Genomic DNA, 25,969 nt, shown 5'->3' with positions numbered 1-25,969 from the left:
TAACACAAAAGGCTACCGGTGAATGAGCCAGTTCTCGGGGTTCAGGCGCGAAGTGTTTTTCCAGATCTGGAATTGCAGTTCTGACGTGCCGTCGCTGTCGGTCGCCACCCGGCCGATGTTCTCCCGGGCTTTCACTTTCTGTCCCGCGCGCACGGCTACGCCGGTCATTTTAGCGTAAATCGTCATATAGTTACCGTGCTGGATTGCCACCACGCTGCCCATTCCGGGCAGTTCGGTCACATCAAGCACCGTACCGTCGTATACCGACCTCACCGACTCCCCGGCAGTCGTTTGAATGTCAATTCCAAGGTTATCCACCATCACCCCTTTCAACACCGCGTGCGGGCGCTGGCCGAAATGGCTGGATACAAAGCCCTTCACAGGCCACGGAAGGCGGTTTTGCGACGCGGTGAACGATGACGCCAGCGTCGTTTCCTCCTCGCTCATCCCGCTCGAAGCTACCGGCTCCTCCTCTACTTCCTTCGGTGCCGCTACGGCCGCCTCGCCTTTCTTTTCGCGCTCGGCATTCTCCCTCGCAATTCTTTCCCTTTCCGCTTTGCGACGTGCTTCGCGTTCTTCACGCTCGCGGCGTTCCCTTTCGAGGCGTTCGCGGCGCTCGCGCTCGGCAATGCGGCGGATGCTGGCTTCCAAAAGGTCGGTAGCGCGCTTGTTTTCAGCAATTTGCTTTCTCAGTTCTACCTCTTTTTGAGACAATTCCTTGATCACCTCATTCTGCTTCACCTTCAAGCCTTCCAGCTTGTTGTTTTCGGTAACCCGCGTGTCGAGGACGTTTTTCTGCTGGTTCTTTTTAGAAGTAATGCGCTGGCGTTCAGCCATTACCTGCTTTTGCAGCACATCGATCTCCTTCGCCCGGCCCTGCCTTGCTTCGGTATATTGTTTCAAATATTTGTAACGCAGCACAAACTGGTTGAACGTCCCCGCCGAGAACAGGAACACTAGCTGATTGAAATACGCATTCCGTTTCGAAGCCTCGTAAATCATGTGGCCATACTCCTCTTTCAACACGGCCAGGCTGCTATCCAGCGACTGACGACGCTTTTCAAGCACTCTTAACTCGCGGTCCAGGATTTCGAGATCGTCGCTAAGAAGGTCTATTTGCTTTTTGTAGGTATTAATCTGCTGGTTAAGCGCTTTGAGCTGCCCGAGGTTGACGTTCTTCTGGGACGAAGTCTGCTTCAAAATGCTTTGGATCTCTCTGATTTTGCCCTGGTTTTCAGCCTTTTCACGTTCCAGCTGCTCACGGGTTTTCTGCGCGAAAGCGCCTGCGCACGCAGCGAGCACGAATGTAAGCACTAACCAAAAACGACGGCTACCAGGGGTACGAAAGGGCATAATATTGATTCTTGCGGCCAAAAATACATCTCACGGCGGGCAAAGTTAAGCAGACTTTCTGTATTTTACCTTTTACGCTTATAGCTCGACGGAACATTAAACGGAAAACCGGGGCTTTGGTTTACCAATTCCACCTTGCTGTGTTTGAGGCGCATGGTTGTTTCAAGTTTCTGCTGCTCTTTCGAAAGCACGTTCAGGCTGATCAGGCTTGTGAAGGGGAACAAATAGGCGCCTACTTCCCTGAAATCCTCATAATCCAGGGTAAAAGTGTTCTGTGTAGGCACTTCCGTTGCTCTTAGTCGGGAAAGTTTCTGGTTTTTTTCCGCAATGTAGTTGTCGACTTCCAGGCGTTCGACGAGTTGTTTGAGAATGTAAAAATCATTTTCCTTTAAAAAACGGCCGTTTTCCTGCCTTTCAAACGGCATGTTTCCAATGATAACCGATTGCAGAAGGTCGAAGTTGAGGTCGAAATTGTATTGTTTGCTGAGCTGCTCGTAGTTGAAAACGAAGTAGTCGCGGTGGATTTTGTCCATAAAAACAATGGAATCCCGCGTGATAATGCCCCGCGCCACTTCCAAACCCACGCCGGTAACGGAAAGCCAGATAATGCTGTCCTTTTTCATGCGGATATTGACATTCGTGTTGTCAAAATCCTGTTTAGCGCTTTTAAACGAAAACTTCGATTTGGCCGTCAGATAGTCGAAATCCACTTCATTTACCTTCACCTCCCGCATGGATTCGCTTGCGTCGGCCACGCCGCTCGCTGCCGAAGTATCGGCGGCAGACGTATCCACGGCCGAGCTATCTCCGATTTCGGGGCTCCTGGTAATCAGGGTGGTATCTCTGTCTGAACTTTGGGAAGTACTTTTGGAAAGACGTGATTTATGACAAGCCGTGAACCATATCAGCGACATGGCCATCAGCCCGATCATCAATTTACTGCTCATGTAATGCACCTGTTGCTATTTTTTTGTCAAGAAGTTCGGTGGTTTCGCCCATTCTCTTGGCTTTTTTCCATTGGGCCACCGCATTGTCCCGTTCTCCTAATTTGAACAGGACATCCCCATAATGCTCAACAATTGTGCCACTCACCGAGCTGCTGTCGAGCATTGCCTTTTCGAGGTATTCCTTGGCTTTTTTGTAGTCTTTGCGAATGTACAATACCCAGGCGTGGGTATCGAGGTAAGTGGGGTTATTCTGATGCTGCTGCACGAGCTTTTCGGACATTTTGAGCGCCAGATCGAGCTTTTCCTTTCTGAGCGACAGGAAATAGCTGTAATTGTTCAGCACGTGGTCATTGTTCGGATCGGCTTTCAATGCGAGCTCGTAAGCTGCGTCGGATTTTTCGTGATCGCCGATCCCGTTAAATGCATCGCCGAGCTGTGCGTGGATTAATGGCACCAGCTGGGGATTCTCGCCCATCATTTTCAGGCTTTCTTCCAATGCGGATGTCGCCTCCCTGAAATTTTTCTTCATCAGGTTAGCCATTCCGTTGAAATACCAGAACATTCCCTGATTCGGAAACAGCTCCAACGCTTTTTCCGAATGCACGAGCATGCTGTCGGGCTGGTTGAGCTGGCCGTCGAGCTGCAAAATGGCGCCCCACACCTGGAATACGTTCGGGTCGGCGGCTGCGGCTTTGATGTACAGGTCGCGCGCTTCGGCGAACTTGCTCTGGCGAGTTAGCAAATCGGCGTAAATGACAGTCGCTTTGGCTTCGTTGGGGTGTGTTTCCGAGAGCTGGCGTGCAAGTGAAATGGCCTCATTCACTTCGTTTTCGGTCTTTAACATGGTCAGGTAGCCCGAAAGCACGCGGATTTTAGGATCGGCGTCAAGGTTTGGGTTGGCAAAAACCTGTTTCAGTTCCTGGTTGCATTTCTGCACATCGCCGTTGCGGCGGTAAATATCGGCTAGCAGCACGTGGGCCTGCGCTTCGTCGGGATTGATTTTCAATGCTTCTTCCAACGGCGCCACCGCTTCCACGATGCGGTCGTTCGCGATCAGCATTTCGGCCAGTTCTACGCGGTAACTTACTTCGCCGGGCTCCGCTTCGATGAGTTTTTTGCCTTCCGCCAATGCTTTTTCCAGGTTATTCTGGCGGAGATAGAGCTGCTGTTTCTGGTGCGTGATTTCTTCGGTCACACCCATCGACTTTTCCAACCTGTTGTAAGTTTCAATGGCTTTGTCGAACTGGTCGTTGAAAACGTAAACCGCCGCCAGTTCAATTCCGTATTCGATGTTTTCGGGATTCCGGGCTACAAGTGTTTCGTAAATCTGGGCCGCTTCCGCGTATTTGCGGCGTTTGGCGTAAAGCTCGGCGAGTTGCTGGGCGTAGAAAATGTTCTCTTTATCGATGTCAAATGCCTTTTTCGACGCATTGATGGCCTCGTCGTATTTTTCGAGCTTGATCAGCGCCGTGGCGACCAGATAATGTGTGGTGGCGTCCTGCGGATTGATTTGGGCAAGTTTTTCAAACACCGGCAATGCGCGGTCGGGCTCGTCCTTCATCATGAACTTCATTCCCTCGGTAGCCATCGACTCCCCTTCGAGCCTCGTCATCACACCCTCTTCCTTAACTTCCTGCTTGTCACGATCTTTACGGCGCTGCGCGTTGGCCGGCGTCATCGTCCAGCAGGCCGAAACCAGGCAAATAAGAAGGATTATTTTCGAATATTCGGTCCTCATATTTTAATCGTGCGCCATCAGATCGTGGGACATGACCGGCTATTTCAGTGTAAATAACAAAGTTACCAAATTTTGTGTGTATGCCCTGTCGAATTGCCTACGCAAATAAGTATACTAACGTGGAAATATATATATTCTTATGCCAGCACACGGGGCATCGCACGCCGCATTGCATGCGCCCGGCAGCTATCTCACGGTATAGCTTGTTTTTCCCGAACCAGGCAATCCTCCCGGGCTCAAAACCTCAACCCGGATATCGGCCGGGCTCGTCGCATCGGAATGGTAATAGCTCACCGAGGCCTTTCCGTCGGGGCCGGTGCGGAGCATGGGTGCCCAGAAAATCGTCGATCGGAAGTCGGGATTAGGAGCTGGCGGGGCTGTGGGGCCGTATTTGGGTGCGTAAAACTCCCGGGGAGTATGGAAGCCCGCGATTTTCGTGACCAGCACGCCGGGCACAATGTCTTGCGAATAATCGTAATTGGCGTTTCCGCGCTTCGTGAGCACCGAAATCACCCCATTTCCGCCTCTGCTGCCGAAAATTGCGGCTGACGGCCCCTTCAAAACGTCGATCGACTCAACGTCGAATACGCTGAGGGAGGTGATCAGTGCCTTGTCCACGGGCATGCCGTCGAGGACGAAAAGCGGCTCGCCCCTGTTTCCGCGGATGGATACGGTTGCATTCATTCCCGAACCCATGACCGATACGCCTGCGATGCGTCCCTGGATCATGTCCAGCACGCTGGTGTAGCCCGAAGTCAGCTGCGGTGTCACTTTGAGCGTGGCATCGGCCGAGCTGTACAGTTTACGTGCGTCGCGCTGGGTTTCTTTTTTAGCCTTGATGGTCACTTCGCGAAGCAGCCTTTCGCGGTTTTCACGGATTTTTCGTGTGATTTCCTGTTCCTGGGCGGCATTTTTCAGGAAATCGGCCAATCGCTGTGCATCCACAGTGACGGGTTTGAACGGGATTTTAACAACCGAGGCCCGCGGCGGTTCAAACGGATTGATCGTGAAAGAGAGGTTTTGATTGCCTTTTTTATTCATTCCCTGGATACGCAGTTCCAGCGAGTCGGTGAAGGCCAGGTTATAGATGGTGAAATGCCCGTTTTCATCGGTTTCGGACGTCATGAACGTGCTGAGGCTGTCGTTGCTGACGTAAAGCGAAAGTGCGGTTTTTTCAGTGATCTTTTTGTTGTTGCGCTTCACGTCGCCTTCCAGCGTAATGCCCTGCTCTACGTAGCGCCTGGCAGGCGGAATGGAGTCGCGCAGCACGTCGTCCCATTTGAACCGCGTCCAGCCGTGGGTCATCATCAGATAGTCGAGGTGGATTTTTCTACTCGGTTGTTCAGGGTCGAAGTAGTAGGAAGGTTTTTCAATAAACCCTTTCAGATCAGATGATAACAGCAGGTAAGAAACAATGTTCTGATCGTGCGGCTGCTGTGTGATCTGGCCGGCATCGGTGACAGCCAATGAGAGACTGGCTTCCACAGGTTTGCCCGCCGAATCGGTAACGGTTACTGCTACGTCTACTCTTTCACGCGGCTGATAGGTGGGTTTCGACGGCTTGACCTCCACGCGCAGACTTCTCGAATGGTTGATAAAAACCAACCGCTCGCAGACCGGCCTGCCGGTGTCGTCGAACAGGGTGAGGTGTGTAATGCCGTCCGGCAGTTCGGTGGTGGGGAGCTGCATCATCAGTCCGCGGCTGCCGATCTTGCCGTTGGCTACAAATGCGACAATGCCCCGCGCATGACCTACCACGCGCACGGGTATTTCGGTTTTTCCGGGCACTTTGGCGTAGGCTAGTACCCTCATTTTAAGCGGATTTGACAGATTGTCCACCAGCATCGTGAATCCGGAGTCCTGTACCTTCGGAAACGGAACGGGGGTCGTTTTTCCGCCTTCTTGTCTCACAAATGCCTTGTAGGTTTTTCCTGCTTTGGGCTCAAACTGGAAGCGCCCCATGCCTGCATGTTCGCTTTTGAATGAGCCTACGGTGTCACCGCTTTGGGCGAGCACAAAGCCGGCCACGTCGCGGGCCATTCCGCTGGCGTCCACAGCTTTGAATGCGACGCGGGTGCTGATGTCGGCCACGAGCTGCCCGCCTTCCGGGAAAAATTGCAGGTCTATCGGACTGTTGTCTGTTTTGGAAGATGCATTGTCTTTATAATCAAACATATATACATTCTTTTGGAAGAAAAAATCTTCGGACGAATTGCGCATCCAGTTGGTGTACGCCCGAATGGTGTAGGCGCCCGGCGCGAGGGAATCGCTGAGGACGATCTCGCCGTGGCCTGTGCCGCCATTCATTTGCACGCGCCTTAATGCGGCATTCCGGCCCGAGCGCTGTTCGATGAGGTCGACGTAGAGGAGGTTGCTGGCACTGTCGGCTAAGTGGAGCGCCCCCTCCGTTAGATAAGCCTTGAACCACAGTGTGTCGCCGGTGGCGTAGTAGGGCTTATCCAGGTGCAGGTAAGCCTTTTCAGCCGGTAATGTGTTTCGGTACTGATTTATTTTATTGGTAATGAATTGAATAAAATCCTCATCCGACCACTGGAATGCCGTTGAGAGCAATGCGGCGACGATCAGGAAGCAATTGAAGAAGTTCTTTTTCCACGGCATGTTGTTGGCAGATTGTTATATGCAATTTACTTAAAATATACTTGCAAATAATTCTACTTGTTGAGCCTGCTGACGAGCAGGTAAATCGGATAACTGATCACTAGGAAAAGCAATGCATACTGACTGCTCGGCAGGTCCTGGACGACGGTACCGACCAGGAAGACAATTGATAAGATGAGCATTAAAACCGGCAGAACAGGGTAGGCGGGGACCTTCCAGGGGCGAGGCAGGTCGGGCTCCTTTTTGCGCAGCGCCAGCAGCGACGCGAAGCCGGAAGTATAGCCCAGCACGAAAAAGAATGTGGCAATGTCGGAGAGCTTCTCGGTGGCGTCTTTGCCGATGAGTATCAATGTAATGGCGACGCCCGAGGTGACGAGCATCGCAACGGCCGGCGTACCGCCCTGATTTACAGTTACTCCCGATTTAAGGAACAGCCCGTCGCGGCTCATAGAGTACAGCACGCGGGGATTGAACAACAGCTGCGCATTGACGATCCCGAGTATTGAAACCATCAGAAACAAAGTGACGATTTTCCCGGAACCCTCTCCAAAAATCAATGTGATTGCATCGGCCGCGGCCAGTTTCGATTGCGCGAGCCGGTCCATCGGCAGCACGTGGAGGATCGCGAGGTTGCAAAGCAGGTAAATGGCGATGATCACGAGCACGCCGCCGATCATGGACCGGGGCAGGTTTTTGGAGGGATCTTTGTCTTCTTCGGAGAAGTAAGCTGCGGTATGCCAGCCGTCGTAAGTGTAAAAAATGGCCTGTAATGAAAACACCACCGGCGCCAGCCAGGAGCCGGTTTCTATAATTTTGCTCGTCGTTACCTGTGTTTCGCCCATAGTGACCTCATTGCCATACAGATAACAAACCGCTACGAATGCAAAAAGTCCGATACCTTTCAGCAGGCTCATGATATTCTGGAAACTGCTCGCCAATGCCAGCCCGATCCAGTGAATGACGGTGAGCAGCAGCAGGATTGCCGCCGCGACGTAGGGTTCGTAGCCCACGAGCGAGGGAATGAGCAATGCGATGTACTCGCTCATGGTGTAAACGCCGAAGCCCAGCGCCGAACAAGTGCCGAGCCAGCTGTTGATCCCCACCACAAAGCCCGCATAATTGCCGAATGCGCGCTGCGCATACACGTACCACGCGCCCGCACGCGGCACCGACGTGCCGAGTTCAATTGTGCACAATGTGCCGAGCAGCGCGTAGAGGCTTACGGCAGCCCATAATGTCATGATCAGCCCGGGATCGCCTAGTTGCTCGGCAATCGGGCCGGGTTTCCGCAGAATGCCCGTGCCGATGGTGCCTCCGACGGTCACCGCCACGCCAAACCCGACGCCCAGGATCTTGAAGAGTTCGTTGCGGGTAGCGGGTTGCTGCATAGGGGAGTGAAAATGTGCTTTCCTAAAATAGAAAACTTTTTCGGAATGTAACTCCTATCATTCGAAGCAAATGCAAGCATGCGTGCCAAATGGGTCGGGATTGCCTATCCGCCGGTAAAAATGCGCTATCCGCCGACAGATTGCGCCTGCTCCGCAACAAAGCGTGAAGAGAATACGATAATGTATTTGAACTCACAGAACTGTTGCAAATATGGAACGCAAGGAATTTTTAAAAAGGGGATTTTCGGCATTGGGACTGGCGGCAATCATTCCGGTGATCAGCTGCTCGAAAGACACCGTCGACCCCGCAGACACCTCGACAGAAGCCGGCTCTACACCGGGAAGCTGCACATTGACGGCGTCCGAAACAGCAGGGCCATTTCCGACCAAATCGCCGGCGAGCCTCGTCTCTAACGATATCACGTCCGACCGGCCGGGCGCCAAGCTGAATGTGAAAATCACGATTCAGAATAAAAATAACAGCTGCGAAGGCCTCGAAGGTGCTTTGGTGGACATCTGGCATTGCGATGCGGCCGGCAACTATTCGGAATATGGCGGCACTGGCATGCAATCGACCAATTATACCAACCTCCATTTCCTCCGCGGCCGCCAGACGACCGATGCCAGCGGCCTGGTGACTTTCACGAGCATTTACCCGGGCTGGTACTCCGGCCGTGCGACGCACATTCACGTACACATATATAATGCAAGCGGAAAATCGTTATTGGTGACCCAAATCGCTTTTCCGGAGGAAATCAGCAAAGTGGTGTACGCACAGGGCGCATATGCAAGCCACGGGCAGGCGGACACAACCAATGCGCGCGACAACGTTTTTGGCGACGGCGTGAGCACCGAAATGTCGACGGTGACCGGCAATGTTTCGGCTGGTTACGAACTCACGCATGCGATCGTGGTGAATGCCTAGTTCGCGGTCGATACAGGCGATAAGATACGCCGCCGTTTGGAAGCGTGAGGTCATAGATCGCCAACCAAAACGATACAACCCCTAAAATTCGATACAATGCTGACCCAGACTGACGCCCGGATATATTTGGAAGGCCTGCGCGGCGAGTTTCAGATCGATGGCCTCCGAAGTTTCCGCACTTTTAATTTCGAAGAATACCGCGCGACTGATCGCGAGCCATTCGGCACATTGGAGGTCTTGAATGACGAGACACTTTTGCCCGAATGCAGTCACACGTTGGTTGTCAGGCAATTTTGTCAGGTGATTTTGCTGCCGTTGGTAGGCGCCATCGAGTTGGAAGAAAAGGGCAGGGGGCCGAAATTCATCAGTTCCGGCGAGGCATTGTTCCTGCTTGCGTCGCCGGAGAAGCATTACACGATTACCAATCCATATCCTGACGAGGTAATCAACTATTTGCAAATCAGGATCAATGACGGTCAGTTTCTAAGCACCCCGATGTCGCCCTCCGGTATTATCGTTCCTTTTGATTTAAGTGAAAAAAATGTCCTTCTCCCGGTCCGCGGCTATAACGGAAGCTCCGCCCACCTGTTCATCGGCCAATACGACGGCCGGGCCGAAGGCATTTTCACCAGCTGGAATGCCGGTCACCGCGTATTTATCTTCGTAATTGAAGGTGCATTTGAGGTGCAAAACCGGTTGCTGGAACGGCGGGATGGGCTGGCGCTGGGCAATGCGGAGACGGTAGAGTTCGAGGCGCTGTCGGATGGGGCGATTTTGCTGGCTATCACATGCGCTGGTTTGGTTAGCAATCAAAGTTGACATTTCCTTGTTATATTCGTACTGTTACGAAATGTATTAAGCATGGAAATAATTATTGATATCCCGGAAAAAAAGGCTCCTTTCGTATTAGAACTATTGAAGAACTTGAAGTTTTTGAAATTCAGAAAAGCGGAGCCCAAGGGTTCTTTTGCTGATTTCCGAAGTGAATGGGCCGAGCTTTCAAGCCGTTTGCCGCAAACGGACCCTGACATCACGGAAGAGGAAATTTTAGCAGAGGTAAAGGCGGTCCGGGCGGAAAGAAGCAAAAGGTAGTGAGAATAGTCATCGACACAACAGACTATATCAGTGCCCTTATTGGAAAGACACATAGGGGTAAAGTTGAGTGTGTCCTCCTTCATGAAAATATAGAAGTCCTGGCTGATGCCACACTTCTAGAAGAAATCTCCGAAGTAGCTTATCGCGATAAATTCCGAAAATACATCACGATAGAAGAAGCAGATCAATTTATCAGCACTTTGAAGCGGCGCTTACGACCAATCTTAGTTACGTCAATTGTCGAAGTAAGTCCTGATCCTAACGACAACTTTATTCTTGAATTGGCCAAAGACGGTCAGGCTGACTACATTGTGACGGGAGATAAACGTGGGTTATTAAACCTTGGGCATTTCGAAGGCATTCCGATTGTCCGGCTGCATGAATTTTTGGATATAATCAAAGGTCATCAGTAAACCCCTTATTAGGACTGATAAAATATGAAGATCAGCTCTTTAACTCTATCGAAATTACCGTCGGTTGACAATAGCGGAACACCCAGGAAAATGGATGTAGCAGCGATGATTGCGTCGGGGAGTTTGAAGTTGTATTGCCGCCGGACGTAGGTCGTGAGCTCTTTAATTCCTGCATTAATGTCAATAATGTTACATTCATCCAGAAACATTTCCACCCATGATTCTTCTTCTATGGAGATTGCGTGATAGCCCAGCAACTCCAATTCGCTAACGAATGACACGTAAGCCTCTCTGTCTTGTAAAAGTGCCCCTAATCGGTCATCGCCTTTAAATAAGCTAATAGCAATATTTGTATCAATCAGAATCTTCGTCCCACTCATTACGCATACTTCTCTGGACATCCAGAGCATTGTCGGTTAGTTGAATAACTCCTACAAATTTTCGAGCGTCGAGTTTTTTGCTTTTTGAGGTTGATCCCGTAGCCGGAAAAATTTTCGGTCGGGCCGCGGCAGGGAAAACATCTTCAAGCATTTGCCCTTCTTTTAAAACGAATTTCATAATCAGCGCGCACTTTGTTTATGTTTAAATATAAGGATTATAAAGCGAACAAACTTAGCCAAATGTGCAAACCACAACGATAGATTATCAGGCGGCGAAAACAAAAGAAGCGAATGCCGTTCTCACAGCATTCGCTTCCTGCAATCGTTTATATTCTCCTTAAAGAACTGCCTCGGCGAGAACCAATACCTTGTTGTTCAGCACTTCTACAACGCCTCCGTCGATGACGAAGTTTTGTTTGCCAGCGCCGGTATCGACTACCACATCACCTTTGCCCAGCGTGCTGACCAGCGGTGCGTGACGGTTCAGAACCTGAAACTGTCCTTCGGTACCCGGTAATGTTACGGCATTCGCCTCGCCGGCAAATACCTTTTTATCTGGGGTAATGATTTCTAAATGCATGAGTCAAAAGTTTTTGCTTATCTGCCTGCTTCCGCCAGCATTTTTTCTCCCTTAGCCTGAGCGTCTTCGATGGTTCCAACCAGGTTGAAAGCCATTTCAGGAAGGTGATCGTAAGCACCATCCATGATCAGGTTGAAGCCTTTGATGGTATCGTTGATATCAACCAATGTACCTTTCAAACCTGTGAATTGCTCAGCAACGAAGAATGGCTGCGAAAGGAAGCGCTCAACGCGACGTGCACGTGATACGACCAGTTTATCCTCTTCGGAAAGCTCTTCCATACCAAGGATCGCGATGATATCCTGCAATTCCTTGTAACGCTGAAGAATGTTTTTCACACGCTGTGCGCAATCGTAGTGAGCAGCACCGAGTGTTTCTGCATTCAAAATACGTGAAGCGGAGTCAAGCGGGTCCACGGCAGGGTAGATACCTTTCTCAGATACTTTACGGCTCAATACGGTCGTAGCATCCAAGTGGGCAAATGTTGTTGCCGGAGCCGGGTCAGTCAAGTCATCCGCAGGTACGTAAACCGCCTGTACGGAAGTGATTGAACCACGTTTTGTAGAGGTAATGCGCTCCTGCATCTGACCCATTTCAGTAGCAAGCGTAGGTTGGTAACCTACCGCAGATGGCATACGTCCCAAAAGAGCGGATACCTCTGAACCAGCTTGTGTAAAACGGAAAATGTTATCGATAAAGAAAAGGATATCGCGGCCTTGTCCTTCGCCATCTCCGTCACGGAAATACTCAGCCATTGTCAAACCTGACAAAGCTACACGGGCACGTGCGCCAGGAGGTTCGTTCATCTGGCCGAACACGAATGTCGCCTGCGAATCTTTTAGAGTATTGTAATCAACTTTGGAGATATCCCAGCCGCCTTCTTCCATGCTGTGCTTGAAATCCTCGCCGTATTTGATGATACCCGCTTCGATCATCTCACGCATCAGGTCATTACCTTCACGTGTACGCTCACCCACACCGGCGAATACCGAAAGACCGGAATATGCTTTCGCGATGTTGTTGATCAGCTCCTGGATCAATACGGTTTTACCTACACCCGCACCACCGAACAAACCGATCTTACCACCTTTTACATAAGGAGCAAGAAGGTCGATTACCTTGATACCTGTGAAAAGTACCTCGGTAGCGGTTGCCAGCTCTTCGAATTTCGGAGCTGCGCGGTGGATAGAGATACCGGTTGAAGAATCCAGCGGAGTAAGACCGTCGATCGCTTCACCGATTACGTTGAACAGACGTCCTTTGATACCTTCGCCGATAGGCATTTTGATAGGTGCTCCAAGCGGAGTTACCTGCATGCCGCGTTGCATACCTTCTGTACTATCCATCGCGATAGTACGGATACGGTCTTCACCAAGGTGCTGCTGGCACTCAAGAACAACTTTCTGACCGTTTGGTTTGATGACTTCCAACGCATCAAGGATCGCGGGGATAGCACCGCTGTCCTCAAATGATACGTCTACAACCGGGCCAATTACCTGCGTAATTTTTCCTACGTTTGCTGCGTTTGCCATTATATAATTTTGATTATCTCGGATGAGGTTTTTTTCAGACCGCAAAAGTAGGAGATAATTTGGTCAGTACCAATAGCACACGGCCCGAAAATTTGGATATTTTTTAGAAAATCACCCGTTTTTCCTGAAAACTGTGTTTAATATTTCCGGAAAGTGGGTGGAGGAGGAGGTAAGCGGGAACTTTTTCGGCCGAAATTGCCAATCTTCGCATGTCGATAAGACGCTGATTTTGCTACGCATAACAATATGAACGATTTACTTTTCTGGAAGGTATGGTCGGCGTCCGAGCGGTGGATGGCTGTCGTTACTTTTCTGGTGCTGATTTTGGGATTGGTTTTTCTTGCCTCGCAATGCATTGATCCGCTGGGGAATGTGGTGCGGTGGAATGTGGTGAGCGAACTGTCGGAAACGACGGCCGTGGTGGATGTGCTGCAATTGGGCCAATGGCAATACGGCATCTCGACGCCGGCGTACCTGGTAACCGAGAGTTTCATGTCGTCGGTGATGGAGATCAACGCGGTGACGGTGTATTTATTCTGGATCGGGGCGTTGGCAGGCCTTTCGTTGCTGCTGGCGGCTGTGAGCACATTGTCGCGGTTCTGGTATCTTGCCGGGACTATTCTTTTTATTCTCCTGCTCGCATTTGCGAGGCTGGAAACGTTGGGTGTGTTTGGCACCGAAAGCCGGGCCTTGTTTCTGACAGCCACCATTTTATACAGCGGCGTTACATATTATTTCCACGCATTCCGGCCTGATTTGGGGATTGCCGCACGCATTGCCGGCATTACGGGCGTTTCTGCGCTGTTGGTGGCGATGGTCGCGTTTTTCTCTGCTGCGCCGGTTCCGGCGTTGACGGCCGCGGCGTATTCCTTTCCGCTCTGGCTGATCGTCACCGTACTGTTCCTACTGGTGTCGGCAACGGAAATTATGGCCGGGCTCGTGTGGCTCAGCACGAGCGGGCAAGCCGGAAAGGGCCGTTCGGGACTGGTGCAGTTTATCGTGATCAGTGTGCTCTATTTGCTGCTTTTACTATTAATATACCTCCAAAACACCCGCCGGATCGATTGGAACGTCACGTTGATCAACCCATTTTACCTGGCATTGGCATCGGGGATACTCGGTATCTGGGGTTTCAGGAGACGTGCGGATTCAACGCAAGGCACGGTTCCATTCCGCAGCGCTGGTTTTTGGATGTATATGGGGCTGTTTGTGGTGGCGCTGTCGTTCGGTGGTTTTGCAGCGGGTACCGCCAACGACCCTGTGCTCGAAACGCTGGAAGACGTCACCGTGCAGGGGCAGCTGGCGATGGGTGTGCTTTTTTTCTTTTATATACTGGTCAATTTCTGGGAGGTTTTCCAGCAAAAACTCGCGGTTTACAAGGTTTTGTACAAACCAATGCGCTTCGGGCTTACGCAAACGCGCCTCTTCGGCTTTGCGGGAGTGGTGGTGCTGTTTTCAACGCAACGGCTATTGCCGCTTAACCAGGCCATTGCCGGTTATTTCAATGGGCTGGGCGATTTGCATACCCGGACAGAGGAATTTACACTTGCCGAGCAATATTATAAGCTCGCATTGCAGCAGGAGTTCCAAAACCACAAATCAAACTATGCGCTGGCTTCCATTGCATTGAAGCAGGGCGATCGCACCGCGGCTGCATATTATTTCAGGCAGGCACTTTTGAAAAACCCCTCGCCGCAGGCGTATGCGGGCCTGAGCGGCATTCTGGCGCAGGAAAACCTGTTTTTTGATGCTGTGCACAGTTTGCAGGAGGGCCTCCGCCGGTTTCCCGCAAACGGGGAGCTGCTGAATAACCTCGGTATGCTGTATTCCAAAACCAATGTGGCCGATTCGGCGTATTATTACCTCGATCGCGCTGAGGCAAATGCGGCCTGCCCGGAAATTCCGGCCACCAACCTCCTTGCCATTCTTGCCAAAAACACCAATTCCGGCTTGCTCGATTCCCTCGCCGGCAGTTCCGAAAAGCGGGATTATCTTTCATGGCAGGCCAACTGGCTGGCTGTTCAGAACATGCGGCAACAGTTTCATAAAGAGGATTTTGGTAAAAATGCAATTCCCGGAGATTCGCTTCTGAGCGTTTCCGGTCTGGCCTATTTACTCAATTACGCCACCAACCAGGCCGCATTCGATTCGCTGCCGGCCGCACTGCTGCCGAAACTGGCCGCGAAGAACCCCGTGCTGTCGCAGGACTTGTCCCTAGCGGCACTTTACCCGGAATTTTACAGCGGAAATAAGCTCAAAGCATTGGAAACACTCACCGCATGGACGGCCGAAGAAGGGGAAAGAAGCGATTTATACCATAAAATACTGGGGCACTGGCTGCTGCAACTCGGACTATATGATAAGGCCATCGAAACGCTGTCGGTCGTGGAGGGCGTGGAGGGCACCATCGGGATGGCGGTGGCCAATGCATTGTCGGATAAAAAGGAAGTGGCGGCGGTATTGCTGGATAAAATTCAGGACAAAGAGCAAAATGTCGCGGTGGAGCAGCTAAAACAATCATTATTCTCGGGCGTGAAGCCCCAATCGGCCTCCGACTCGCTGTTTGCAGTGGTTTCAAAATCTCCGTCGGCACAAGATATTCAGAAGGCGGTGCGTACTAATCCGTGCGACGCGCGCATTGTTGCCGCAGCATCGGAGTTCTACAGAGGTAAAAAACAGGTGAAATTGGCCTACCAGCTCGTCCTCGATGCGCTGCGGTACAATGAATACGCGCCCGAATTGTGGGAACAATACGCGCTGCTGAGCCTTGACCAAGGCTTGCTGGGACAGGCTGCCGAGGGTGAGCAAAAGGTAAGGCAGTATGCATTGCCTGCCGGTTATCAGCGATTTGTGGCGCGCTATCAGCCGATGCGGGCACTTATCGAAAAACAAAGGGCTGATTTTTGATGATTTAATATTTTAGCCATCTCAAAAATACACTTCACCAATGACAGCTTTGTCCTGGAAATCCAATTTCACCGAAACGGAATGCCGGATTTTCCGGGGCAAAGTCATAGCCGGTATCCTCAAAACAACCCTCTGGAAATACGATGGCCGCGGCGAGCTCGACGGCCACATGCTCACATTCAAATCGAAAGGTCTTTTCAGTTCGCATACAGAAATACGCGATATCGAGGGGCAGCGCGTGCTCGGCGACATCGATTGCAATGTTTTCCGGAGCAAGGCATCCATTACTTTCGACGGCATTTCGTACGACTGGCGGTTTGAATCGTGGCTGCGGGGGAAATGGGTCGTGAGTAACGGCGAGTCCGAAGCGCGTTTTGAGCCCGTGGGGTTCTGGAAGCGGAAGGGGAACGTGATTAATGAGGACATTCCGCCGCCGGTAATACTGGCTTCATTCTTCGTACAAGCGTTATTCCATAAAATTTCGTCCGCATCCTGACGCATAACTGCTATATTCCAACTGAAAAACTGTCGGCATGAAAATCATAGAAACCAGCGAGATCGCCAAACGTTACGTCATGGGCAGCGAAATCATCCAGGCGCTCAAATCCGTCACGATTTCGGTGAACAAGGGCGAATATGTGGCATTTATGGGGCCGTCGGGTTCCGGCAAATCCACGCTGATGAACATTATCGGCTGTCTGGACACGCCAACGACCGGGAAATACATCCTGAACAACAAGGACGTGAGCGATATGACCGAAAACGAGCTGGCCGAGATCCGGAATAAGGAAATAGGCTTCGTTTTTCAGACATTTAACCTCTTGCCGAGGATGTCGTCGCTGGATAATGTGGCATTGCCGCTCATTTACGCAGGATTGAGCAAGGCGGACAGGACCGAAAAAGCCATGCAATCCCTCAAAAATGTGGGCCTTGAAAACCGGGCCGGGCACAAGCCCAATGAACTGTCGGGCGGCCAGCGCCAGCGTGTGGCGATCGCACGGGCGCTTGTGAACGATCCCAGCATCCTGCTCGCCGATGAACCAACCGGTAACCTCGACACCAAAACGTCCTACGAAATCATGGACCTTTTCGACCAACTGTACAGCAAAGGCAACACGATCGTGATGGTAACGCACGAAGAGGACATCGCGCATTACGCGCACCGCATCGTCCGCCTGCGCGACGGCCTCGTGGAGTCGGACACGATCAATCCGAACCCTACGAAGGTGAGTGCGCTCGTTTGAGGAACCGCAAAGAAGTTTAAAGAAACAAATAGTATAATTATCTTTGTATCGGATAAAGGCCGTTGGCCGAGAGAATCCGGATGAATGGCCGCTGGGGCGCATCATCCGGATTATTTTTATAGCAACAAGATGAAGATCAATTTCAAAGACATTATCATATTCGAAGACGAGGATTTTTTGGTGGTAAATAAACCGCCGCATCTGGCAACCCTCGATGAGCGTACGGCTGACCGGGGCGGAAGCGTCCTCCGGCTTGCCAAAGAATACAATCCCGAATTACAAGCCGCCCACCGCCTCGACAAAGAAACATCGGGTGCATTGGCATTCGCGAAAAATCCCGCAGCTTACCGGCATCTGGCGATGCAATTCGAGCATCGGGAAGTTACCAAACGGTATCATGCCGTGGTGAACGGCATCCATGACCTCGAAGGGATTTCGGTGTACCTGCCCATTTTACCGCTGAAAAACGGAACGGCGGTGAAGATCGACAGGGCGGATGGCAAAGAGGCGGAGACGATTTTCAATACTTTGCAGGTGTACCGCGGCTACACATTAGTGGAATGTATCCCCATTACCGGGCGCATGCACCAGATCCGCATTCATTTGTCGTGCCTCAAAGCACCCATCGTGAATGACCCGCAGTACGGCGGCGAGCCGATCTTCCTTTCCAATCTGAAACGCAAGTTTAATTTGAAAAAGGATACGGAAGAGCAGCCTCTAATTCAGCGGGTTGCGCTGCATGCGCGGTCGCTATCGTTTGCCTTAATGAACGGCGAGGATATACGCGTAGAGGCGCCTTACCCTAAGGATTTCGAAGTGCTTGTAAAACAGCTCAATAAATTCGGCGTGTGATAGCATGGTTTTTGTTGAATGTTAAAAGTTGTGTACGTTTATCCATCTTTTTTCATTCAAAACACCTGAAACTATGCGGGCACACACGTTACGAATTACCCACTTTTTGCCATTTATAATCTGCTTTTCGTTGCTGGCCGGAACTGCGTCGGCGCAATCGGGCCGGAAAAACGATGTGATCATCAAGCGCGACAGTTCGCACATCCAGGCGCTCATTACGCAAATGAGTTACGAAAAGATCAACTACCGCGACCTGGGCACGGCCGATAGTGCCGCTACCTACATTTATCTCGATCAGGTAGCCCGGGTGTTGCTTAAAAATGGCAAGAACATCAATGTAAAAGACTCCATCCCGCCGGGTCGCATTCCGCCCGATAGCGTTGGGCAATATGCAGATATGAATAATCTGCCGACCGATCCCTTCGAAAAGAGCGTGGTCATGGCGAATTCCGATCAGTTGCGGGACAAATACGAATACCATCACAACCGTATGATGGACGGCAAGCAAGGAGCGATCGTGTTCACATCGGTAGCCGTGGCGACACTGGTGTCGGGCATTATTGTAGCCAGCTCCGGCGACAGCCCCGACAACCGGACCATCGGTACGTCACTGGCGATTGCCGGGCCGGCGGTGGGAGTGGTTTTTGGGTTAATTGGCTTCAAAAACTATAAAATACACCGCAAAAAAGTCGAAAAAATCAAAACTGAGCTCGAACGCCGGAACCAGCCGCTCACGACTTTCAGCATTACGCCACGCGTCGATCCGTTCAATAAGTCGGCACAGTTGGGCCTGAGGCTGTCGTTCTGATTCCGGTAAATTGATTACTTTCATGGGGTTAAATCAGTTACAACCATTACTCCCTCATGAAAGTAATTTTACCAAAGCTGAAAAATCAGCTCCTAGCCATGTTCATTTTATTGTTTGTCGGGCAGGCCTATGCGCAAACCGCGCGTAAGGCGGATGTGATCCTGATGCGCGACGAGTCGAAACTGGAAGTTTACATCCAGGAAGTGGATGATCAGGTGATCAAATATAAAAAGCCGAGCGACCCGGATGGGGCGCTTTTTTCCATTAAAAAGTCCGATGTGGCCTCCATTCGTTATGGGAACGGTGAGGAGGAAACGTTTGAAGCCGCACTCGAAGTGCAAAGCTATTATTCGCCCGAAAAACAGGCTCCGGCTCGAAGTGCAAAACAGAGCCAAGCGCCCCGGAAGGTTGCTACCGGGCCCGTAAAACCGTCGGTACAATTTGCCGAAGATGTCAGAACTTCATCGCCGGATCATTTGCGGAGCATGTACAGTTTCTACAAATCACGATCGAAAACCGGGATGATTATGGGCATTGTGGGTACTACTGTGGGCGTTGTTGTGGCGGGAATTGGCACGGGCATTGTCGCGAGTGCTATCGATGCGAATGGTTATTACAAGAGCTACCAGGATGAGCTGCGGGCGAGGAGAGGGGCTTATATGATGCTCGGAGGCTTTGCCGGCGCCGCCACATTCGGAACGGTCGGGTTTATCAAAGCGGGTAAAAACGGATCGAAAGCCAGCCGTATCCGCCGTGAGCTGATCCGCCGCGGCGAGTCTTTGAAAATCAGTTTCAGACCTTCCGTAAATCCATTTCAAAGGACCGCCGGGCTCACGCTCGCATTGAACTTTTAATTTTGGTCAACAAAAAAGCGGGCTCAGACAATGCTGAGTCCGCTTTTATTGTGTCGGAATTTCTTAGAATTTGAATGCGATACCTGCTTTTACAGGGGATGCATTGTAACCAACTTCTGCGAAAACGCCCATGTTAGGCTTGAAATAGTAGCGTGCGCCTGCGAATACACCGAAGAATACACCGCTTCCGTAGCCATCGTTATAAACGCCTGACCAGCCATCTGGATCGCTGAATGAAGAAATACGGTATCCCAAAGATGGACCTGCATAAAGATCGAGGTTATCCAGTTTCAGGAAGTGCTTGCCGTAGTGGTAAGAACCGCGGGCAGCGATTGTGAAGAAGTTATATCTCCATTTGTACCCAACCCAGCCGTAGTTCCAGGTAGTAAAGTCAGCCTGGCCACCGACGCTGATGAAGTCGTGCACGCCGCCTTCGAATGACGCACCTACACCAACGCCGCCGCCGCCGTAAGTGCCGCCAAGGTTAATACCTGCATTCAATAGTTTATCTCCTTTTTCAAACTGGGCGAACGCCTTCTCCGAAGCTGCGCTGAAAAGAGCGGCAACAACAAGCATGAATAGAGTCTTTTTCATCGTAATAGATTAGTTATTGTGAAATAATAATGGCACAAATTAAAGCCTTTATTTCAACGCTTCAAAACTTGTGCCATTTATAGTTATTAACCGGAGAATCATGCTTTGCGTGTGGTTCCGGGTTCTTTATTTAATCCTAAATCAGATCTGCTTGCGGAGCTTATCTTTAAATACCTTTTTAAATTTATCCAGTTTTGGTGCAATCACAAAGGCGCAGTAGCCCTGCTCGGGATTGTTGGCAAAATAATTCTGGTGGTAATCTTCCGCAGGGTAAAACTTCTGAGATTTAGTGATTTCGGTGACAATCGGATTCGCATAAGCGCCCGATTTGTCCAGTTCAGCTTTGGCCGTTTCGGCGAGTTGTTTCTGGTCGTCGGTGTGGTAAAAAATGACTGAACGGTATTGCGTTCCCACGTCGTTGCCCTGGCGGTTCAGCGTAGTAGGGTCGTGGCTGCGGAAAAATGCTTCGAGCAGCTCGGCATAGCTGATCACCTTGGGATCGTAGGTCACTTCCACACATTCGGCGTGGCCTGTGGTGCCTGTGCACACCGCTTTGTAGCTGGGATTGGGGTCATGCCCGCCCGAGTAGCCCGAAACCACCTTTTTGACGCCGTCGAGTGACTCCATCACGGCTTCGGTACACCAGAAACACCCTGTGCCAAATGTCGCGATTTCCGTATTCGCAGTATCGACGTTGCTTTCGTCCAATGCAGTTGAGGCTGTTTCTTTGTCCATTTTGCTCTTGTGTTTTTTGTCAGACTGTGCGCACGACACCAGGGCCATGCAGCACAAAAATATAAACGTGAAAATCGGGATGGTGGTTCTCATGATAACATTAGGGATTATCGCCTTTTGGGTAACGATTACGGGACCAATAAAGTTTTCTCGCCGTAATCCTATAATATTTACGAAATTTGGGCGCCGAAAGATCGGGACAGCGAAAACCCGGCGGCAGCAAATCTCCGGTAGTTTATGACCTATCTCCATTTCAAGGCACTTCATATCATATTCGTAGTTAGCTGGTTTGCAGGGCTTTTTTACATGCCGAGGCTGTTTGTGTACCACACTGAGGCCAACGAAAAGCCCAGTCCCGAGCGTGAAATTCTGATTGCGCAATTTACCAAGATGGAGAAATTGCTCTTTAATGCGATCATGACGCCGGCCTGCTGGCTTGCATTGCTATGCGGCACGGCCATGCTCTACATCACGCCTGCCTGGCTCGATCAGGATTGGATGAAACTCAAACTCGTTTTTGTGCTCGGCCTGCTGGCTTATCATTCGGTAACACGGAAAATCCTGCTGGAATTACGCGCGGGAAAATTCCGGTTCTCATCTTTCCAATTGCGGCTTTTTAACGAAATAGCGACGATTTTCCTCTTCTCGATCGTCTTTTTGGTGGTTTTAAAAAACACAGTCGATTGGCTGTGGGGCGTGCTCGGCCTCATTGCATTTGCCATCGTGATCATGACCGCCGTGCGGATCGTCAAGCGGATGCGGGAGAAAAAAGCAGGTCAGCATTTGGAATAACGGGCATTTATCAAGCCCTTCAAATCGTCCAGTTCGTCGGATTCGAACGTATTTTCTTCCAGAATGAAAGAGATCATGTTTCGTGGCGATCCCTGGAAATAGTGCTGCATTAACTCTGCAAACGACCTGCGCGCATACTCGTCGCGCGAAATGGCCGGAAAATACACATAGGTCTTGCCATAAGCCCTGTGACCCACAAATCCCTTCTTTTCCAGCAGCCTGATGATGGACGAAACGGTGGTGTAAGGCGGTTTAGGATCGGGGATTTTTGCGATAATGTCATGCACCACACCTTCTCCCAGCTCCCACAGAATGCGCATGATGTTCTCCCCCGAATGACTGATCAGTTCCATGCGCCAAAGGTAGAACGGCGGTTTCGTTATTGAACTAAATTTTAGTTAAAAACTTTGAAATGCTCCGACAATGCCGAATGCGGGCATTCAGGTACCGCCGGCACTACCTATCGCGAAGTGGTTGGTGATTAGGCTGTTAAAAATTCTTAAAGCGGAATCAATCGGTCCATGCCGGGCTAAATTAGCAGGAAAGCACAGGGAAGTCGTTTCAAATGAAAGCCAAACTGCATCTATTAGCCATTTTTTACCGCTCTTTCGGATTTTATCTTTGGGTTATTCCGGCGATCGCCTGGCTGGCGCTCGGCATGCCGGTCGGGCGCGACCTCGGCGGAGTTTTGCCTGCAATGGTGCTTTTTAAGCTGTTTTTGCAAGGCATTACCACTTACATTGTTCGCAGCAGGTACGCGCATTTGTTTTTCTTTTATGCCAATGCAAACCTTTCCCAACGCAGGCTGTTTGCCTTCGCTTTCCTGATCGACTTTGTGCTGTTCTTTTTAGCTATGGGTGTGGTTCAAACTTTGCACGTATGGATCAAATGAGCGAACGTATGCTTGAAGCAGACAGCATGTGGCTGGAATATGATGGCCAAAAAATCCTGCAAAGCATTTACATCAAGCTGCAAACGGGGCACATCACCGCGTTACTGGGGCGAAATGGAACGGGCAAATCAAGCCTGATGCAGATGATGTTCGGGACACTTCGTGGGCACAGCCAATCGGTTCGGGTAGATGGGCACTATTTTTCGCATCCTTATAAGGAACAAGGATTGATCAGCTATCTGCCGCAGCAGCCATTTCTGCCGTCGGCATTGCGGGTGGGCCATGTATGCAAGTTGTATGGGGTTGAGTTTACAAATTTGTGTGAACATTTCGAAAGCCTTCAAGCATTCGAGCACACGCGTATGGCCGACCTATCGGTGGGTAACCGACGACTCGTGGGAACGTTGCTGGTGCTGATGATGCCCGTGGCTTTCACCTTGTTGGACGAGCCATTTGCCGCCCTTTCGCCGCTCAATATCGAGTTAATGAGCACAGCCATCCGGCAACAAAGCGCCCGTAAAGGCATCCTTATTTCCGATCACGCCTATGAAGACGTGCTCAGGCTGGCACACGAAACTTACCTGATCGCTCCGGTGGGAAGGAGTATTTTGCTGACAGACGCAGGTTCACAACTCGCGGAATATGGCTACACGGCCACCAAACCCACTTTTCAAATGAAAAAGCGAGGGGAATAATATTAGGGACGACTCTTTTCGAACGGGACCGTTTTCAGGCAACGGCTGAAAGTCGCCGGCGTGGTGCCAAGGTAAGTGGCAATATAATGATCGGGGATGCGGCGGAAAAGCGACGACGGCTGGCTGATATAATGTGCAATGCGCTCTTCGACAGACAGATATTTGAAAACTTTCACCTTGTCGGTAAAATTGATCAGATGCTGTTCCAGTAACTTCACGGCCAGTTTGCCCATGTAGGCATCTTCTTCGACGAGCTTGCGGTACGAATCGTAGGAGAGCGCATAAACCGTCGTGTCTTCCAGTGTTTCCAAAACTTCATTTGAAAGTTTTTGCAGCAAAAAGCTTTCCGCAATGCAAACAATGTCACCTTCCGAGACAAGCAACGAGGTAATATCCTCCGAGCCGCGCAGGTAGTACGTGCGCATCACCCCTTTTTCAATGAAATACAGCGACGGGCTAACCTGTCCCAGATCGACGAGCACGCGGCCTTTCGGGATCATAAACCTTTTCAGGTTTTGCTGAAACTTCTCCCGGATCTCGTCCGAAACCATGAACTTGGAGGCTTCGAGCAGGTGATGCAGCGGCTTTATGTCTTCGGAGAGTTGCATGGGAGAAATTGAAACATGAAGGGTGGGACTTGTCCGGCGACAATGCAAAATCTTGTCGTACGACAAGTTGAACTGATGTCTTCTGACAAGATATAAAATAATAGCAGGGAAGTTAATTTGAGTACAATAAAAACTACTCGCTATGAACTTTCTGCTCATTAAAACCATCATTTTATGCGGCGTGATGTGCTGCGTATTTGCGCCGTCGAAGGCCCAGGACAGGAGCAAACAGGAATTGAACATCGGCGCGGGAATACTCACTTCCGAAAATGCGCTTTCCGATGCGGTCATTCTTTGGATAAGCGCGCTGATCAACGAGCCGAAAGATGTGCGGGTTACAGGTGCGGCGTGGTCGGTAAGTTACAAGTACCACGTTTCTGAAAGGCTTGCGGTGGGCGGCAGCTCTGTTTACAATCCCTCTGCCGACCAGTGGATTCCCGACTTTGTCGACGACGACCGCTGGAAACGCCGCTCCCTGACCACCGCCGGCGAAGCCACATTGTTTTGGATCAAGCAGCGGGGTTTCCAGTTTTACGGGGCCGCTGGTATCGGATTTTTTGTTAAACGCAGCACCTTTTATGAAACAGAAGTGAACACTGACTCCGGCTACACATTCCAGGCCAGTCCGGTGGGTTTGCGGATAGGGGACAAGGCCGGCATATTTTTGGAAATGGGTTACGGCTACAAAGGTGTTTTGAACGGCGGACTGAGTGTCAGATTTTAAGAGATGAAATCTACTTTGGGGAAAAAATGAAATTCCGGACACCCAAGCGGGCAGTCCGGAATTTGCTGGTTCACACACTATCCACAAACTGAATCAAAGCAATAGTGTTGCTGTCTGTGAATGTCGCCGTACGTTTATGGTGTGAGATCTTGAAGTTTATGGTGCTATAATCACTTCATGCCTGCTGACAGTGCCGTTTTCCAGCGTAACGCTCACTACATATTTTCCAGCCGCGTATTGATCTGTATCGATAGCAGTTGCATTGCCTTTATAAATCACTCGTCCTTGCAAGTCGGTAATGTCAACCGCCTTCACCTTCTCATTTGCATCGGTTTTTACGTACAACGCCTTCTGGGCGGGATTGGGGTAAAGTGCAACGGAAGTGCTTTCGAACACCAGACTCCGTATTGTGCTGTATGCGTCGCTACCGTCCAGGTCTACCATGTGAAGTCGGTAAAGGTTGGTACCGCCGTACGGTGATGCATCTGTTGACTCGTATTTTGTTACCTGTTTGGAATCACCTTGGGCGTTCACTTTTGAAATGGCGTTCCAGCTTTTCCCATCGGAGCTCTTTTGAACTTCAAAATAGGCTGCATCGATCTCTTCGGATGTTGCCCAGGTCAGATGAGCGGTTCTATTTTCCTTTTTTGCATCGAAGTTCACCAGTTTGACCGGGAGCGTAATGGTGCCCATTGTGGAGCCAGGAGCTCCGCCGAAAGAGATGGGACGACGTTTAGAATCAGAGACGTTGGTCCAGGAACTTCCATCTTTGTTCAGAGCCAGTCGCGGATACGCTTTGGTGCTATTAAACACCTGTCCCGAGAAAGTGACGGTAAATGTGGCAAGCTTGGTGTAGTCGTTGACATTAATGTCCTGCTGGCCAGGCAAGCCCGGAGGAGCCGATCTTGCGATTGTCAATCCAAGTGCGGATTTGCCAACTGACCCTATACCGGGAACAGCCGTCTGAACGCCTACCTGGCCGGTGGTATTTGCAAGCTCGCCAGATCCTGAGCCACCTACAATGGTAACTCCTGCCGGCAAATCCAAATCCAACCTGATGTTCATCGCCTGCCAGTTGTCATTGTCGGGTCCTTCGTAAATCGTTCCCACCGCAATTCCTTTCGCGGCGATATCAAACGTCCAGGTTAGACCATCCGGACTTACCACTTTGTTTTGAAAGTCAATGGTAATGGTTTGTGCGGATGCCGCTGTCGGCGCAAGGGCAATGGCCATGAACGCGACGATGTATCTATATTTAGCTAAAAATCTCATATTATCAGTTGATTAGGTTCAA

The 25,969-nt window shown here is 50.7% G+C and carries 28 protein-coding genes; 14 read left to right on the top strand and 14 right to left on the bottom strand.

What is annotated here, in order from left to right:
- Positions 1-12: 12 nt before the first annotated feature.
- From DFER_RS18740 to DFER_RS18720, 5 genes are all read right to left on the bottom strand, one after another.
- A complete protein-coding gene (locus DFER_RS18740; RefSeq protein ID WP_143829024.1) occupies positions 13-1,314 on the bottom strand; it encodes a murein hydrolase activator EnvC family protein in 1,302 nt (433 codons plus the stop codon).
- Between the two features lie 104 nt (positions 1,315-1,418).
- A complete protein-coding gene (gene lolB1 / locus DFER_RS18735; RefSeq protein ID WP_041735288.1) occupies positions 1,419-2,300 on the bottom strand; it encodes a lipoprotein insertase outer membrane protein LolB1 in 882 nt (293 codons plus the stop codon).
- Positions 2,290-4,038: a tetratricopeptide repeat protein gene (locus DFER_RS18730; protein WP_041735286.1), complete on the bottom strand. Its 1,749-nt coding sequence runs from the start codon at positions 4,036-4,038 to the stop codon at positions 2,290-2,292. Before DFER_RS18730 ends, lolB1 begins: the two co-directional genes overlap by 11 nt.
- A gap of 186 nt (positions 4,039-4,224) precedes the next feature.
- Positions 4,225-6,657, bottom strand: a complete 2,433-nt coding sequence (locus DFER_RS18725) for a TonB-dependent receptor (RefSeq protein WP_015813219.1) — start codon at positions 6,655-6,657, stop codon at positions 4,225-4,227.
- Positions 6,658-6,710: 53 nt separating this feature from the next.
- A complete protein-coding gene (locus DFER_RS18720) occupies positions 6,711-8,045 on the bottom strand; it encodes an APC family permease (protein ID WP_015813218.1) in 1,335 nt (444 codons plus the stop codon).
- Positions 8,046-8,256: 211 nt separating this feature from the next.
- On the opposite strand from DFER_RS18720, the gene DFER_RS18715 reads away from it, so the two are divergent.
- From DFER_RS18715 to DFER_RS18700, 4 genes are all read left to right on the top strand, one after another.
- Positions 8,257-8,970, top strand: coding sequence for a dioxygenase family protein (locus tag DFER_RS18715; protein ID WP_015813217.1), 714 nt, complete (start codon positions 8,257-8,259; stop codon positions 8,968-8,970).
- 96 nt (positions 8,971-9,066) lie between these two features.
- Positions 9,067-9,789, top strand: coding sequence for a pirin family protein (locus DFER_RS18710; RefSeq protein WP_015813216.1), 723 nt, complete (start codon positions 9,067-9,069; stop codon positions 9,787-9,789).
- A 42-nt stretch (positions 9,790-9,831) separates the two neighbouring features.
- On the top strand, positions 9,832-10,062 hold the full coding sequence (locus DFER_RS18705) for a hypothetical protein (RefSeq protein ID WP_015813215.1): 231 nt from the start codon (positions 9,832-9,834) through the stop codon (positions 10,060-10,062).
- Positions 10,062-10,478 carry a putative toxin-antitoxin system toxin component, PIN family gene (locus DFER_RS18700; protein WP_015813214.1) on the top strand — a complete coding sequence of 139 codons (417 nt, stop codon included), beginning with the start codon at positions 10,062-10,064 and terminating at the stop codon, positions 10,476-10,478. The genes DFER_RS18705 and DFER_RS18700 overlap by 1 nt, the downstream gene beginning before the upstream one ends.
- An 8-nt stretch (positions 10,479-10,486) precedes the next feature.
- Here the strand turns inward: DFER_RS18700 and DFER_RS18695 are convergent, their stop codons facing one another.
- From DFER_RS18695 to atpD, 4 genes are all read right to left on the bottom strand, one after another.
- Positions 10,487-10,858 (bottom strand): type II toxin-antitoxin system VapC family toxin, encoded by a 372-nt coding sequence (locus DFER_RS18695; RefSeq protein ID WP_041736525.1) that lies wholly within the window; start codon positions 10,856-10,858, stop codon positions 10,487-10,489.
- Positions 10,833-11,036, bottom strand: a complete 204-nt coding sequence (locus DFER_RS30180) for a hypothetical protein (RefSeq protein ID WP_187293492.1) — start codon at positions 11,034-11,036, stop codon at positions 10,833-10,835. The genes DFER_RS18695 and DFER_RS30180 overlap by 26 nt, the downstream gene beginning before the upstream one ends.
- A gap of 159 nt (positions 11,037-11,195) precedes the next feature.
- Positions 11,196-11,438: an ATP synthase F1 subunit epsilon gene (atpC, locus tag DFER_RS18690; RefSeq protein WP_015813212.1), complete on the bottom strand. Its 243-nt coding sequence runs from the start codon at positions 11,436-11,438 to the stop codon at positions 11,196-11,198.
- Between the two features lie 17 nt (positions 11,439-11,455).
- Positions 11,456-12,970 carry a F0F1 ATP synthase subunit beta gene (gene atpD / locus DFER_RS18685; protein WP_015813211.1) on the bottom strand — a complete coding sequence of 505 codons (1,515 nt, stop codon included), beginning with the start codon at positions 12,968-12,970 and terminating at the stop codon, positions 11,456-11,458.
- Between the two features lie 246 nt (positions 12,971-13,216).
- Between atpD and DFER_RS18680 the strand changes: the two genes are divergently transcribed.
- The 6 genes from DFER_RS18680 (at position 13,217) to DFER_RS18655 (ending at position 19,635) form a co-directional block, all read left to right on the top strand.
- Positions 13,217-15,877: a UDP-N-acetylglucosamine--peptide N-acetylglucosaminyltransferase SPINDLY family protein gene (locus tag DFER_RS18680; protein ID WP_015813210.1), complete on the top strand. Its 2,661-nt coding sequence runs from the start codon at positions 13,217-13,219 to the stop codon at positions 15,875-15,877.
- A 40-nt stretch (positions 15,878-15,917) separates the two neighbouring features.
- Positions 15,918-16,373, top strand: coding sequence for a hypothetical protein (locus DFER_RS18675; RefSeq protein WP_015813209.1), 456 nt, complete (start codon positions 15,918-15,920; stop codon positions 16,371-16,373).
- 37 nt (positions 16,374-16,410) lie between these two features.
- Positions 16,411-17,121, top strand: a complete 711-nt coding sequence (locus DFER_RS18670; protein ID WP_015813208.1) for an ABC transporter ATP-binding protein — start codon at positions 16,411-16,413, stop codon at positions 17,119-17,121.
- A gap of 129 nt (positions 17,122-17,250) precedes the next feature.
- On the top strand, positions 17,251-17,973 hold the full coding sequence (locus DFER_RS18665; protein WP_041736523.1) for an RluA family pseudouridine synthase: 723 nt from the start codon (positions 17,251-17,253) through the stop codon (positions 17,971-17,973).
- Between the two features lie 106 nt (positions 17,974-18,079).
- The gene (locus DFER_RS18660) at positions 18,080-18,781 is read left to right on the top strand and encodes a hypothetical protein (RefSeq protein ID WP_229206045.1); all 702 of its coding nucleotides are present in this window, start codon (positions 18,080-18,082) and stop codon (positions 18,779-18,781) included.
- Positions 18,782-18,837: 56 nt separating this feature from the next.
- Positions 18,838-19,635, top strand: coding sequence for a hypothetical protein (locus DFER_RS18655; protein WP_015813205.1), 798 nt, complete (start codon positions 18,838-18,840; stop codon positions 19,633-19,635).
- Positions 19,636-19,698: 63 nt separating this feature from the next.
- Here DFER_RS18655 and DFER_RS18650 read toward each other — a convergent pair whose 3' ends face one another.
- Together DFER_RS18650 and msrA are read right to left on the bottom strand one after the other, a co-directional pair.
- Positions 19,699-20,229: a hypothetical protein gene (locus DFER_RS18650; RefSeq protein ID WP_015813204.1), complete on the bottom strand. Its 531-nt coding sequence runs from the start codon at positions 20,227-20,229 to the stop codon at positions 19,699-19,701.
- Between the two features lie 141 nt (positions 20,230-20,370).
- Positions 20,371-21,057 carry a peptide-methionine (S)-S-oxide reductase MsrA gene (gene msrA / locus DFER_RS18645; RefSeq protein ID WP_015813203.1) on the bottom strand — a complete coding sequence of 229 codons (687 nt, stop codon included), beginning with the start codon at positions 21,055-21,057 and terminating at the stop codon, positions 20,371-20,373.
- Positions 21,058-21,201: 144 nt separating this feature from the next.
- Here msrA and DFER_RS18635 point away from each other — a divergent pair, with 144 nt between their 5' ends.
- Positions 21,202-21,756, top strand: coding sequence for a CopD family protein (locus DFER_RS18635; RefSeq protein WP_015813202.1), 555 nt, complete (start codon positions 21,202-21,204; stop codon positions 21,754-21,756).
- Here the strand turns inward: DFER_RS18635 and DFER_RS18630 are convergent.
- Positions 21,741-22,109, bottom strand: a complete 369-nt coding sequence (locus DFER_RS18630; RefSeq protein WP_015813201.1) for a BlaI/MecI/CopY family transcriptional regulator — start codon at positions 22,107-22,109, stop codon at positions 21,741-21,743. The two genes, DFER_RS18635 and DFER_RS18630, sit on opposite strands and share 16 nt — an antisense overlap.
- A gap of 212 nt (positions 22,110-22,321) precedes the next feature.
- Here DFER_RS18630 and DFER_RS18625 point away from each other — a divergent pair, with 212 nt between their 5' ends.
- Positions 22,322-22,648: a hypothetical protein gene (locus DFER_RS18625; protein ID WP_015813200.1), complete on the top strand. Its 327-nt coding sequence runs from the start codon at positions 22,322-22,324 to the stop codon at positions 22,646-22,648.
- A gap of 8 nt (positions 22,649-22,656) precedes the next feature.
- Positions 22,657-23,343 carry an ATP-binding cassette domain-containing protein gene (locus DFER_RS18620; protein WP_229206044.1) on the top strand — a complete coding sequence of 229 codons (687 nt, stop codon included), beginning with the start codon at positions 22,657-22,659 and terminating at the stop codon, positions 23,341-23,343.
- A 2-nt stretch (positions 23,344-23,345) separates the two neighbouring features.
- On the opposite strand, the gene DFER_RS18615 is transcribed toward DFER_RS18620, so the two are convergent.
- Complete coding sequence (locus tag DFER_RS18615; protein ID WP_015813198.1) at positions 23,346-23,951, bottom strand: Crp/Fnr family transcriptional regulator; 606 nt, start codon at positions 23,949-23,951, stop codon at positions 23,346-23,348.
- 142 nt (positions 23,952-24,093) lie between these two features.
- Between DFER_RS18615 and DFER_RS18610 the strand changes: the two genes are divergently transcribed.
- Entirely contained in the window at positions 24,094-24,675 is a 582-nt protein-coding gene (locus DFER_RS18610; protein ID WP_015813197.1) for a hypothetical protein, read from the top strand.
- Positions 24,676-24,831: 156 nt separating this feature from the next.
- Here DFER_RS18610 and DFER_RS29290 read toward each other — a convergent pair whose 3' ends face one another.
- Entirely contained in the window at positions 24,832-25,947 is a 1,116-nt protein-coding gene (locus DFER_RS29290) for a T9SS type A sorting domain-containing protein (protein WP_015813196.1), read from the bottom strand.
- Between the last annotated feature and the right edge of the window lie 22 nt (positions 25,948-25,969).

The sequence above is a fragment of the Dyadobacter fermentans DSM 18053 genome (genome assembly GCF_000023125.1).
In the GTDB taxonomy this organism is placed as follows: Bacteria; Bacteroidota; Bacteroidia; order Cytophagales; family Spirosomataceae; genus Dyadobacter; species Dyadobacter fermentans.
Note: the sequence above shows the minus strand (reverse complement) of the source record. Positions and strands in the feature narration are given on the sequence as shown.